The sequence below is a fragment of the Planktothrix paucivesiculata PCC 9631 genome, from assembly GCF_900009265.2.
In the GTDB taxonomy this organism is placed as follows: Bacteria; Cyanobacteriota; Cyanobacteriia; order Cyanobacteriales; family Microcoleaceae; genus Planktothrix; species Planktothrix paucivesiculata.
On record NZ_LR735022.1, the window covers coordinates 74,700 to 87,287 of the forward strand.

Annotated in this window: 10 protein-coding genes; 7 read left to right on the top strand and 3 right to left on the bottom strand. The window is 40.4% G+C overall.

Annotated elements, in window-relative coordinates:
- The first annotated feature begins 163 nt into the window (after nt 1-163).
- Both PL9631_RS18960 and PL9631_RS18965 read left to right on the top strand, forming a co-directional pair.
- Nucleotides 164-1,351, top strand: coding sequence for an ISL3 family transposase (locus PL9631_RS18960; RefSeq protein WP_083622714.1), 1,188 nt, complete (start codon nt 164-166; stop codon nt 1,349-1,351).
- 151 nt (nt 1,352-1,502) lie between these two features.
- Entirely contained in the window at nt 1,503-1,817 is a 315-nt protein-coding gene (locus tag PL9631_RS18965; RefSeq protein ID WP_231516789.1) for a transposase, read from the top strand.
- A gap of 13 nt (nt 1,818-1,830) precedes the next feature.
- On the opposite strand, the gene PL9631_RS18970 is transcribed toward PL9631_RS18965, so the two are convergent.
- Nucleotides 1,831-3,048 (bottom strand): ABC transporter permease, encoded by a 1,218-nt coding sequence (locus PL9631_RS18970; RefSeq protein WP_083622716.1) that lies wholly within the window; start codon nt 3,046-3,048, stop codon nt 1,831-1,833.
- Nucleotides 3,049-3,330: 282 nt separating this feature from the next.
- Here PL9631_RS18970 and PL9631_RS18975 point away from each other — a divergent pair, with 282 nt between their 5' ends.
- From PL9631_RS18975 to PL9631_RS18985, 3 genes are all read left to right on the top strand, one after another.
- On the top strand, nt 3,331-3,687 hold the full coding sequence (locus PL9631_RS18975; RefSeq protein ID WP_083622718.1) for a HesB/IscA family protein: 357 nt from the start codon (nt 3,331-3,333) through the stop codon (nt 3,685-3,687).
- Nucleotides 3,688-3,851: 164 nt separating this feature from the next.
- Nucleotides 3,852-4,271 carry a tetratricopeptide repeat protein gene (locus tag PL9631_RS18980; RefSeq protein ID WP_083622719.1) on the top strand — a complete coding sequence of 140 codons (420 nt, stop codon included), beginning with the start codon at nt 3,852-3,854 and terminating at the stop codon, nt 4,269-4,271.
- Between the two features lie 287 nt (nt 4,272-4,558).
- Nucleotides 4,559-4,750: a hypothetical protein gene (locus PL9631_RS18985; protein WP_081692271.1), complete on the top strand. Its 192-nt coding sequence runs from the start codon at nt 4,559-4,561 to the stop codon at nt 4,748-4,750.
- Between the two features lie 118 nt (nt 4,751-4,868).
- Here PL9631_RS18985 and PL9631_RS18990 read toward each other — a convergent pair whose 3' ends face one another.
- Complete coding sequence (locus tag PL9631_RS18990; protein ID WP_407947597.1) at nt 4,869-5,684, bottom strand: ABC transporter permease; 816 nt, start codon at nt 5,682-5,684, stop codon at nt 4,869-4,871.
- A gap of 348 nt (nt 5,685-6,032) precedes the next feature.
- On the opposite strand from PL9631_RS18990, the gene PL9631_RS18995 reads away from it, so the two are divergent.
- Together PL9631_RS18995 and PL9631_RS19000 are read left to right on the top strand one after the other, a co-directional pair.
- The gene (locus tag PL9631_RS18995; protein WP_083622722.1) at nt 6,033-10,589 is read left to right on the top strand and encodes an ATP-binding protein; all 4,557 of its coding nucleotides are present in this window, start codon (nt 6,033-6,035) and stop codon (nt 10,587-10,589) included.
- A gap of 219 nt (nt 10,590-10,808) precedes the next feature.
- Nucleotides 10,809-11,939 (top strand): S-layer homology domain-containing protein, encoded by a 1,131-nt coding sequence (locus PL9631_RS19000; protein WP_156090631.1) that lies wholly within the window; start codon nt 10,809-10,811, stop codon nt 11,937-11,939.
- 86 nt (nt 11,940-12,025) lie between these two features.
- On the opposite strand, the gene PL9631_RS19005 is transcribed toward PL9631_RS19000, so the two are convergent.
- Entirely contained in the window at nt 12,026-12,484 is a 459-nt protein-coding gene (locus PL9631_RS19005) for an SRPBCC family protein (RefSeq protein ID WP_083622725.1), read from the bottom strand.
- Nucleotides 12,485-12,588 lie beyond the last annotated feature (104 nt).

Sequence of the window (12,588 nt, forward strand, 5' to 3'; positions counted from 1 at the left end):
TGGTTCTTCAGTATCTAGTATGCTAAAATCATAGTTAATAAAATCAATAAAGACAAAAAATATATCTGGCGATGGCTGAAAATCTTTTTCCGGTTGACAGTTAAGCGATATGTGGTGTTAACTAAAATCAGAAAAAGAGTAAATTCAGGGTAAAGGGGTAACAATGGCTTCAAACAGGGAAATTAAAATGCTCACAGAACTTCTGGGGCTAGAAGGAGTAAAAGTGGGAACACGCCATCAACATAAAGGGATTGGAATAATTTTAGAGATAGAGACAATCCATCAGGAAAGTATCTGTCCTCGTTGTGGGGAAAAAAGCCATAAATTACATCAAAATCATCGATATCTAATTAAAGATTTACCTTGGGGAGAATCTCCAGTATTTTTGGAAATAAATAGACGACAGTTCAAATGTAAGAAATGTAAAAAGCCATTTAGTGAGGATTTAGATTTTGTCGGAAAAAGAAGGACTTATACAAAAAGATTGGCTGATAGAATCCTACAAGAAGTTTTAGAAAAGGATATAAACAGTGTCGCCAAAAAAGGGCTGGTCACAACAGAAGAAATAGAAAGGATGTTAAAAGACGCATCATCAGAATTAGCAGAGTTTAAACCCAGCCATTTAAAAAGGCTAGGAATTGATGAAATAGCATTGATTAAAGGAAAAGGAAATTATTGTGCAGTTTTAATAGATTTAGAGAAGTCGGAATTAATTGCCATTCTCGAAAAAAGAACACAAGAAGAAATCAAAAAAGTGTTGATGGGGTGGGGAAGAGAAGTGTTAGAAAAGATAGAAGAAGTCAGTATAGATCTGTGGAAAGGATACAAAAGCTTAGTCTTAGAAATCATGCCAAATGCTCAAGTTGTAGCGGATAGATTTCATGTGATGGTACAAATCAATCAGGAGTTAGATTGGCAAAGAAAACAAGAAAGGCGGAAGGAAGAAAATTTGCTAAAAACAGCAAAGTCCGAATCGGAAAAAGCCAATTCTGAAAAAGTTTTAGCCGGATTGAAGAAGAGTAAATACGCTCTCTTGAAGAATGAAAAAGATTTGAATGAACAACAAAGCCGGAAACTAGCGGAAGTGAAAGAGGTTTCTCCTACCCTAAAAAGTATGCAGGAATTCAAAGAAAAAATTCGTCAAATTTTTGAGGAAAAAAATGATTGGTTAGGGGGATTATGGCAATTGGGGATGTGGTTAGATGAAGCTAAAAAGTATTTCCCGAAAAGTCAAAAGACAATTATTCGATGGCTAGATGAAATTATTGCGTACTTTGATCATAGAACAACCAGTGGAGTAGTGGAGGGAATTAATAACAAGCTGAAACTGATTAAACGTTCGGCTTATTGATTCAGAAATTTTAAAAACTTTCAAGCAAGATGTTTACTTAATTGGCATTTTAACTAAATTTTTAGCATACTAGATACTGAAGAACCTGATTCTTCTATTCATTATACTCGGAGACTGACAAAAGAGGTCTAAAAGTGGTTTGAATAAATCAATGCTTGATGCCGCTCATGGTCAGTTCACCACTGTTCTCAAATATGTGGCTTGGAAATTAGGCAAAAGCGTTCTGTTTGTTGATCCAAAAGGGACTTCTCAGCACTGTTGGAATTGCCTTAATAAAGTACCTAAAGAATTGTCAGACCGATGGCATTCTTGTCAGTGCGGGGAGTCTTTGGATCGATATGAAAATTCAGCCAAACTTATCAAAAAGATTGGCCTAAACTACGAAAGTGGCGGGGGAACTCCGTCACTCAAAAAAGCTCTTGAACAAAGAGAAAAAGAAGCCTGCGGTCTAACGGTAATCCTTTGACCATCAGGTTTGTTCATATACTTCTTAAAGCCACAATGGGGTCAAGTTTAGCGGCTTGTTTCGCGGGCACAACCCCAAAAAATAAGCCAATCGCCCCAGAAATACTAACGGCGGTTACAATTGCCACGGTAGACACCCCCGCTTGTAAAGGACTGAAAACACCGACGACTAAAACCCCACCGACACCGATTAAGGTTCCAATCAAACCCCCGGCAGCCGATAAAATCACGGATTCAATTATAAACTGAATTAAAATATCCGATTGGGTGGCTCCGAGTGCTTTTCTGAGTCCGATTTCTTGGGTTCTTTCGGTGACAGAAACCAGCATAATATTCATAATCCCAATTCCACCAACTAACAAGGAAATGGCGGCGGTTGCTGCTAATAAAAGGGTTAAAGCTCCGGTAATACTACCCAAAATATTCATTAAATCTTTTTGGTTGCGGACCGTAAAATCATCTTCACTGGTGATTTTATGACGTAACCGCAATAAATTTTCAATTTGAAATTGGGCGGCTCTCATATTGTCCTGACTATCAATAGTAATAGAAATAAAAGTAACCTGGGTTCCGTAGGGCGATCGATTTCCCACAATTCGATTCGCCATTGTCGTCAGAGGAACAAAGGCATTCATATCTTCATTACTGCCAAAACTGGAGCCTTTAGGCTGCATGACTCCCACCACTTGTAAACTCAGATTTCGCAGTCGCACCGATTTCCCAATCGGATCTTCACTTTTAAATAATTGTTCTGCTAATTCTGACCCTAACGCCACAACTTGTTCGTTTCGTTTTAAGTCTAAATCCGTAATAAATCGACCTTTAGCCATATCAAAATTTCGCACCGATAAATATTCTGGTGTTGTTCCCACGACAGAAGATGAGGCATTATTACTGCGATAGGTAATTAATTCACTGCCATTTAAAGAGGGAGCAACCTGTTGAACAGAAGGGACTTGTTCGGCGATCGCTTTGGCATCTTCCAAGACCAAATTTTGTGGGGGAAATACCGGACGACGTTGAGATTCTGGGCTTCCTGGCATCACAAATAAAACATTGGGCCCCAAGGAATTCACTTGACCATTGACAAATTTCTGCGCTCCTTCTCCAATCCCAATCATCGCAATTACAGAAGCATTACCAATAATAATTCCTAACATGGTTAAGCTACTTCGCATTTTATTAGCTAATAGCGTTGTCGTTGACATTTTTATACTTTCTAGGAAATTCATAGGAACATGATGGAAGGGTGGAAACCAGCTTGTCTACACTACCGCTAACAGACCTGAAATTGTCGTTGACAGTTGGGTATATCCAAAGTTTAACCTTTGATCTGGGTTTCGGTGCGCCCATCGCTCAACTCAGATGGAGCGAAAACCCTACTTCAGTCCCGCCCAAATCCGTTACCCGTTAATGATTCTCTGCGATAAAATATTAAGAATAGAGAGGCTCAATCAAAAAGCTATGATTTTTTGATGGGTTTAAAACATTACCACAACGAGTAAGGCTAACCCATGACACAAACGACTCAAGCTCCAACCCAAGGCGTTCAGATGACTGAATCAGCCATCCAACAAGTTCAATTTCTCCGGTCTAAGCAAGGAAAGGATCTCTGTCTGCGGGTCGGAGTCCGCCAGGGCGGTTGTTCTGGAATGTCCTATTTAATGGATTTTGCTGACCCTAGCACGATTAGAGAGGATGATGAGGTCTTTGATTATGAGGGGTTTAAGGTGGTTTGCGATCGCAAAAGCCTACTCTACATTTACGGCTTAGTCCTTGATTATACCGATGCTCTGATTGGTGGCGGGTTTCAATTTACCAATCCTCAAGCCACTCAAACCTGTGGCTGTGGAAAGTCCTTTACCACCTAATACCCCTTCTTGGTGAAGGGAATTAATCCCAGGGGGAATTCATGAATTCCCCCATATATACTAAAGTTGTGTTATAACTCAAGGTTGGCACTTCACCCTAGGTATAAATTGGGGACTCAATCGCCCATTTTACCTAGGGCTGTATTTTAAATCCACAAGAACTCATGACAACTCCAGAAGAATTATTCAAAGAAGGTTTTGAACGGTATCAGGCTGGGGAAGACCCGGAAACATTGATTCCAGTTTTTAAAGATATTTGTGATCACGCGCCCAAAAATAGTAATGCTTGGACAAGTTTAGCCTGGTTATATCTATTAACAGATAAACCCAAATTAGCCTATAACGCCGCCAAATCAGCCGTTAAACTTAATCCCCATGATCCCCAAGCCCGAGTTAATCTAGCGACGGCAATGTTGGAGTTAGGGAAAACCGGGGTACGTTCCCATATTGAACTTGTCAGTCAGTTGGTACTGGTTGATACAGATTGGCAACAGGAAATAGCCAAAAATTTTGAAGATGGATTAACTCGTAAACCCGACTGGAAATCCTTAGCCCGAGTCAAACAATGGTTATTTGAGGGTTAGGGAACTTTTACCTAATTTTGCCGTTCTCCTTGCATAATTAGGTAAAAATTCACAATCATTGAACTGTTGATTGAATTGTTAAAATTGCCGTAAATCTACTAAAAACGGTTAAAAATGACTAAAAATCTATAATCTAACAAAAACCCTTAAGAAATCGAAACAAAAAATTACATAAGTTAACGAACAAAGACAAAAAATAGTGATAATATTTGAAAACTTCAGTTACTACCAATCAAAATCGACGGTTCAAAAAAAATTTTCATAATTAATAAGGAGATGGGATCACTATGGATAGCCAAGTTTTTGTCAAAGCCGAAACCCGTAACCACAAAGGCTTTTTTGTGAAACAAGGAGCCTATAAGCTCAAAAATATTGATGAGTCAGGTTGGGCGTTGATCTGTGTTGACGATACTGTTTGTTATTATGTTGATCCCGACAATTTAGATACAGAAGATTCGGAGGAAACAGTTGAAGCCTGATACCCTGTGTATCAACCGAGCTTAGGATAGAAACTTTATAAAAAGAAGTAAAAATACCTAATTCATAATGCTGTCCCCCCTGAAGTCGGACAGCTATTTTTTGTTAAGTTTTTTGAGGTTAACGTTGATTGCGAAGACGGGGATTAAGAAAATCGTTTAATCCTTCTCCTAAGAGAGATAAACCGACGACCATGATGGTTAATGCCAAACCCGGAAATAGAGTTGTCCACCAAATTCCGGTGGGTAATGCTTCTAGGGCAATTCTTAAATCATGTCCCCATTCGGGAATTTCATCGGGTAAACCTAACCCTAAAAATCCTAATCCCCCTAAAGTTAAAATGGCGTCCGCCGCATTCAATGTAAATAATACCGGAACACTTTGGATCACATTTAAAAACAAATAACGGGTTAAAATTCGACTGGTACTGGCTCCTAAAGCTTGAGCAGCTTCAATAAATAACTCCGTTTTAACCGAAGTAGTGTGATTGCGAACCACGCGGTAATATTGCGGAATATAGGCGACACTCAGGGCAATCGCTGCATTCAAAACCCCTTTTCCAACGACAAACGCTAAAGTAATTGAAAGCAATAATCCGGGTAACGTATAAATCGTATCCATCAAAAACAATAAAACCCGATCTATTTTCCCGCCTAAATATCCACTAACCATCCCTAAAGGTACACCAATTCCCACACTCAAAATAGTTGCTAATAACACGACCTGCCAAGCCACTTGCGTCCCAAATAATGTCCGAGCCAAGACATCATATCCTAAACGACTGGTTCCCAACCAATATTCCGAGGAGGGAGGTTGATGGATGGGGTTAGAGAGAAATTCCGTAGGACTTTGTATCCATCCCCAACTTAAAAATAAGGGCGACAATACCGCAATCAATAAAAATAAAAGGGTCAGGACTAATCCAACAAAGGTCATAGCCGTTGACACCGAAGGAACCCGAAACGCCTTCAAAGGACGAAAAGATATAACACGCATTGAATTATCGATTTTGTATTTGAGATTAGATTAGCAAAAACTGGCACAAATGTTACAACCTATTTAGGATTGCTATGGTTGAGTAAATGTTATAGTTAAAGTTAAAATTGAAGGCTGACCCCGTTTTTACTCAGGGTGGGCTTCAGACGGTCAGAATATCAATAAAACTTGATATTATTTCTGGTTTTGAGTGTATTCTAAATAAATAAGCCACAGTTCCCAAAATTATTAAGTTTTAAAACTTTCCTTGACAGCAAGCTCAATTCCCCGGTACTCATTAGAATAACAATGACTATGGACTTAGCTGGTTATCAATTCGTTGAAACCCTTCACATCGGTGTTAGAACTTTCGTTTATCGCGCTCGCAAGGAGTCGGAAATTTCCAGCGTGATTATCAAAACCTTAAAAGCTGAATATCCCACCCTTTCTGATATCACCCACCTCCGGCGCGAATATCAAATACTGCACAGTTTGAACGCCGAAAATATTATCAAAGCGATTAGTTTAGAAAGCTATAAAAATGGTTTAGCACTAATCCTAGAAGATTCCGGGGCGCAGTCTCTCGATAATTGGATCAAAGGTAAAAAACTCCCGCTCGTTCAATTTCTTTCTTTAGCCCTGCAACTGGTCTGTGCCTTAGCAGAACTGCATCAACATAACATTATTCATAAAGATATCAAGCCCCAAAATATTATTATTAACCCAATAACAGAAAAAGTTCAACTGATTGATTTTAGTATCGCTTCGCGCCTAGGACAAGAAAATACAGCCCTATCCCATCCAGACTTGCTCGAAGGCACTCTCGCCTATATGTCCCCCGAACAAACGGGCAGAATGAATCGCTCCATTGACTACCGCACTGATTTTTATTCCCTAGGCATTACCTTCTATGAAATGCTAACTGGAGAGTTGCCTTTTAATCACACCGATCCCCTAGAATTAGTCCACAGCCATATTGCTAAAACCCCCATTTCTCCCCATGAGCTAAATCCTGAAATCCCGCCACAAATTTCAGCGATGGTGATGAAGTTATTAGCCAAAAATGCTGAAGATCGCTACCAAAGTGCCGAGGGACTCAAATTTGATTTGGAAACCTGCTTAATTAATCTCAAGGTGAACGGATCGATTTCCAACTTTGTGGCCGGAAGTGCGGATAAAGCCCGGCAATTAAACATACCACAAAAGCTCTATGGTCGCGATCGCGAAGTCACAATCCTGCTAAAAACTTTTGATCGCGTTGCCAGTGGTACAACTGAATTAATGCTAGTTTCCGGCTATTCTGGGATTGGCAAAACCGTTTTAGTGAATGAAGTTCACAAACCCATTGTCCGGCAACGGGGTTATTTTATTGCCGGAAAATTTGACCAATTCAAACACAATATTCCCTATGCTTCCCTAATTCAAGCCTTCCAATCCTTAATTCAACAATTACTTACCGAAAGTGAAGCAGAAATTCAGATTTGGAAACAAAAACTCCTAGGCGTTTTAGGAATAAACGGGCAAATCATTATTGATGTGATTCCCGAAGTTGAATTAATTATCGGCAAACAGCCCCCGGTAAAGCAACTCTGGCCAACTGAATCTCAAAACCGTTTTAGTCGAGTCTTTAAACAATTTATTAGTGTATTTACCACGTTTGAACACCCCCTAGTTGTTTTTCTCGATGACTTGCAATGGGCAGATTCGGCGTCCCTGAAATTAATTGAACTGCTGATTACCGATAGCGACAGCGAATATTTATTAATCATTGGAGCCTATCGAGATAATGAAGTTTTTCCCACCCATCCGACAATTCAAACCATTGATAAAATTCAACAAACGGGTGCAAAGGTCAATCATATCGTCCTCAGCCCCCTGCAACTGGTTCATGTTACAGAATTAATCGACGATACCTTAAATAAGGAAGCACTTAAACCGGAATCTCTATCGGCAAAAACCCAAAATTTTGCCTCTCTCCTGTTCAATAAAACCCAAGGAAATGCCTTTTTCTTAACTCAATTGATCAAAACTCTTTACCAAGAAGATTTGCTGGTTTATGACTTGTATTCAGGTGAGTGGCAGTGGAACATCGAACATATTCAAGCCATTGGCATCACCGATTATAATGTGGTGGAACTAATTGCCAGAAATATTCGCAAACTGTCCCCTGAAACCCAAAAAGTCATAAAATTAGCAGCTTGTATTGGCAATACCTTTAATTTAGACGTCCTGGCAATTGTTAACCAGAAATCCGGCTTACTGACGGCTGCACATTTGTGGTCAGCCCTTCAGGCGGGTTTAATTTTACCCCTGGGCAATGAGTACAAAATTCTTTTAGCATTTAATCCCGAAGAATCAGCAGATATCACCTTAACTGATGTCAAAGTAGACTACAAATTTTTACATGACCGCGTGCAGCAAGCCGCCTATTCTCTGATTCCAGATGAGCAAAAAAAACAGACTCACCTGAGAATCGGTCAACTGCTTCTGCACTCAACCACACCCCAAGAACAAAAAGAAAATATTTTTGCTTTAGTCAATCAACTTAATTACGGCATTGAATTACTGAAAACTCAAGCCGAAAAATATGAATTAGCTCAACTTAATCTAATCGCTGGACAGAAAGCCAAAGCAGCAACCGCCTATGAGTCGGCGGTCAAATATTTGAATCTAGGCATAGGAATCCTCGCTTCAGATTCCTGGGAAACCAACTATGATTTAACATTTGATCTGTATATAGAAGCGATGGCGACGGAATTTTTAAACATCAACTTTGAGCAGGCAAAACTGCTATCAGAAGTGGTGTTAAAACACGCTAAAACTGTCCTCGGTCGAGTCAAAGTTTATGAACTACAAGTGCAATTTTATATTGCTCAAAACCAGATGCAACCTGCTTTAGAAGCGGGTCTACAAGCCCTAGAGATGCTGGGGATATCCCTTTCTAAAGAACCCCCCAGTCAGATGAACCCTGAAGACCTAGCCAATTTACCGGAAATGACCGCGCCTGATCAGCTTGCAGCCATGGAACTGTTAATGCTGATTGCCCCTCCAACTTATTTCGGGGCTCCGGCGATATTTCCCCAGGTTCCCTATACTATGATCGCCCTTTCGATTCAATATGGCAATTCACCACTGGCCTCTATTGGCTATGGGTTTTATGCCATGATTTTGTGTGGTTCGTCAGCCACCATTAATTCGGGATATCAATTTGGACAACTGGCGGTCAAGCTACTCGATCAATTTGATGCTCGCCCCCACAAAGCTCAAATCACCACCATATTTAATGCCCATATCAGACACTGGAAAGAACACGTTAAGGCAACTTTTACCCCTTTGCTGGAGGGAATTCAAAGCGGGCTAGAAACCGGAAATATAGACTGGGCTGGCTACAATGCTTTTTATTATTGTGACCATATATTTTTTGCAGGTGAACCGCTAGACTGGGTGTATCCTAAGCAAGTGCAACATCTGGAGTTAATGCTGAAAATTAAACAAGAAATGCACAGTGCTTATATAAAAGTCGGGATAGTAATGGTTTTAAAATTACTCAATGCTCCGCCTGAATCCTATCAGATTAAGGGCGAATTATTGAACGAAGAAGAAAATTTACAGAAATTAATTGCAGCTAATCAAGCGACGTTTATTTTTTCAGCTTATTTATTCAAAACAATTCGCTTTTATTTGTTTAAAGATTACCAAGAATCGGTAACAAATGCCTGTTTAGCCGAAAAATATGAAGAAGGCGTAATGGGTTTAATGACAACTGCCGAACTTAATTTTTATTATTCTTTGGCTCTCCTGGGTCAATGTCCCGAAGTTTCTGAAAGTCAACAAATAAAATCCTTAGAAAAAGTGATAAACAATCAGAAAAAAATGCAGGATTGGGCGCTCAATGGGCCGATGAATTATCAACACAAATACGATTTAGTAGAAGCCGAGAAAGCGCGGGTTTTGGGGCAAAAAGACAAAGCTATGGATGATTACGAGCAAGCGATTCAAGGAGCCACATTGCAGGGATACATCCAAGAAGAAGCCTTAGCTAATGAACTAGCGGCAGAGTTTCATCTATCTTTGGGCAGACAGAAGATTGCTAAAACCTATATGACCAATGCCTACTATGGTTATATCCGATGGGGAGCCGCATCGAAAGTCAAAGATTTAGAAGCACGATATCCGCAGTTACTCACCGATATCCTGAATCAGAAATTGAGGGAAAATCCAGATAAAACAATGATCCAGACGATGCAGGGAACCCTGAATTCTAGCGGAGCCGGAATTTCAGAGTTTCTGGACTTAGCAACAGTAATCAAAGCATCTCAGGCGATTTCTGGGGAAATTGTTCTGGCTAACTTGCTTGATCAGTTAATGAAAATTCTGATAGAAAATGCGGGGGCGGAAACTGGCTCGTTGATTCTATCAAAGAATGGGAAATTTTTCATAGAAGCAGTGGGTAATAAAGATCAAGTGCAAGTGCTGCAATCTCTGCCCGTATCCACGAGCCAGCATTTACCTGTGTCAATTCTTAATTACGTCGCTAGAACTCAAAAAGATGTTCTTTTAAACAATGCCAGTCGCGAGGGAACATTTAACACTGACCCCTACATTAGTCAACATCAAACCCAATCGATTCTGTGTGTGCCGATTGTTTATCAAGGCAAACTTACGGCGATTCTGTACCTAGAAAATAACCTAACAGTCGGAGCTTTTACTCAGGATCGGGTGGAAGTATTGCGAATGTTATCAGGACAAGCCGCGATCGCCCTAGAAAATGCCAACCTCTATCAGACCTTAGAAGTCAAAGTAGAAGAACAAACCGAAGAATTAAAAGCCAAAAATACCAGCCTAGAAATACCCAATCTATGTTAATATAAGGTAGGTCGAAAAAAGTAGATTTCCATGATAATTCCGGAAATAAAATTAAAGGTAAACCCAATCAATACAAAGCGATTGATCAAGCAATTCGCACAACCCATTGCGGTTTTGTCCGTTTCAGCTTGAAGATATCCGCCTAACTGCCGTATTTGTCTTTGGATCTTTGTGGTTAAATTAGGCTTAATCCTTTTAAATCAGGTAGATTTTGAATCTATGTCACAATCCTATCCCCCCAATCCCGGTTCCAATCGCCACTTGGATGAGATTATCGCCATTATTGTTGCCCTGACAACAATCGGGACAATTCTGTTTTGGACTTTAAGTCACCCCAACCGAAAATTAGTTCTCAACCCCGACCTAAACTCCCCCCAAACCCAAACCCAAACCCAAACCCAAACCCAAACCCCGACCGCTAATTCCAGCGTTGCCCCAATCCCGGAAGATTCCCTTCCCGATGAGATTTCTCCTCTGTCCCAAACCCCTAACCCAGCCCTAACAACCCCTATTTCACCGACCTCCAAGGTGAAGCCATCTCAATCGGCTATTTTGGGGTTAGGCTTTTTAACCCTAGGACAGAAACCGATTCAACCTTCCCCTGAGTCCCAAGTTATCCCCGCCACCCAGTCCCAGAACACAACTCCCACAAAAACTGCTTGTTCGCTTCCAACTTCGGGAGTAGAGGTCTGTGCAACAACTCCACCTTCTGCGATCGCCTCATCCTCTAACCCAACTCCACCTTCTGCGATCGCCTCATCTTCTACTGCGACCGAATCCCATTGGGCTGCTCCATTTATCGTGTATTTGATTAATAAAAATACTGTTAAATCAGATCAAAAACAGTTTCAACCGGATGAAAAAATTACCCGGGAACAATTTGCCACCGAACTGCAAAACGCCTTTAATCTTGAACCCGAACAACCAGCTATTGAATTTAAAGATATTCCCCAAAACTCGGCAACTAAATCCGATCTGAAATCCGCTAATCAATCGGGTTTTTTAGCGGGATATCCCCAGGATATATTTAAACCCGAACAGGAAATTCCTCGGGTTCAAGTGTTAGTGGCTTTAGCCAGTGGGTTAGGCTTAAAACCTGCGACTAATGCCCAAGAAACAGTAAAACTATTTAAGGATGCGGATCAAATTCCCCCCTGGGCAATTGAGGGTGTAGCCGCGGCAACAGAAGCCGGATTAGTGGTTAATTATCCTGATAAAAACACCCTAAATCCTAACCAATCGGCGACTTACGGAGAAGTTTCATCGATGATTTACCAAGGGTTAGTCTATCAAAAAAAAGCCGAACCCATTTCTTCCGATTATCTGGTAAAACCCGTTCAACAAAAATAGTTTTCTAGCAGTCGTGGCGGTCGCTTAGGAGATTAATAGATATTCTAATAGAGGGTGAAATCTCTTCTCTCCTTGGTCTTTTTTGCCTATTCCCTGCCATCGCTTTCACATTCTTTTTTTGTGACTTGATGCCGATAACGAAACATATCTTGTAAACGACTATTCACCCAATTTTGTAATATTTGTTCTGCTAATGTTCCTCCGGGTAGGGAAAATGCGATCGCATCGGTTAGACGAGTATGACCATTTTCTGCTACAAATTGATGTCGATGTACCCAACTTTTAACCATTCCTTCTTGTAGTTCGTCGGTAAATAATTCATAGAGTTTATATTCAGTATGAACCGCAACCCATCGCACCGACATTAACCCGAATCCTATCCTAAATTCAGAAATTGCCCCTATTTCTAACCCTCCTTCCCGACGGAGGATTTCTACTGGTTGCCAAGGGGGAGTTAAAACTTGCAAAATATCGGGGCGGGTATGGAATTCCCAAACTACTTCTACGGGGGCATGAATAATCGAAGAATATTTAAAGTGTTGCATAACGTTATAAAATCAAGATTAGAGCAACAGATTATCATTTATCAGTATAAGCGTCAATTATTAACTATTCATCAATTAACTCAAAAATTCTTGACATAAAAACT

What these genes read in the sequence shown, in the direction of transcription:
- PL9631_RS18965 (WP_231516789.1), top strand. Translation starts at nt 1,503, where the DNA reads ATGCTTGATGCCGCTCATGGTCAGTTCACCACTGTTCTCAAATATGTG.
- PL9631_RS18975 (WP_083622718.1), top strand. Translation starts at nt 3,331, where the DNA reads ATGACACAAACGACTCAAGCTCCAACCCAAGGCGTTCAGATGACTGAA.
- PL9631_RS18970 (WP_083622716.1), bottom strand. Translation starts at nt 3,048, where the DNA reads ATGAATTTCCTAGAAAGTATAAAAATGTCAACGACAACGCTATTAGCT.
- PL9631_RS18980 (WP_083622719.1), top strand. Translation starts at nt 3,852, where the DNA reads ATGACAACTCCAGAAGAATTATTCAAAGAAGGTTTTGAACGGTATCAG.
- PL9631_RS18960 (WP_083622714.1), top strand. Translation starts at nt 164, where the DNA reads ATGGCTTCAAACAGGGAAATTAAAATGCTCACAGAACTTCTGGGGCTA.
- PL9631_RS19005 (WP_083622725.1), bottom strand. Translation starts at nt 12,484, where the DNA reads ATGCAACACTTTAAATATTCTTCGATTATTCATGCCCCCGTAGAAGTA.
- PL9631_RS18985 (WP_081692271.1), top strand. Translation starts at nt 4,559, where the DNA reads ATGGATAGCCAAGTTTTTGTCAAAGCCGAAACCCGTAACCACAAAGGC.
- PL9631_RS18990 (WP_407947597.1), bottom strand. Translation starts at nt 5,684, where the DNA reads ATGACCTTTGTTGGATTAGTCCTGACCCTTTTATTTTTATTGATTGCG.
- PL9631_RS18995 (WP_083622722.1), top strand. Translation starts at nt 6,033, where the DNA reads ATGACTATGGACTTAGCTGGTTATCAATTCGTTGAAACCCTTCACATC.
- PL9631_RS19000 (WP_156090631.1), top strand. Translation starts at nt 10,809, where the DNA reads ATGTCACAATCCTATCCCCCCAATCCCGGTTCCAATCGCCACTTGGAT.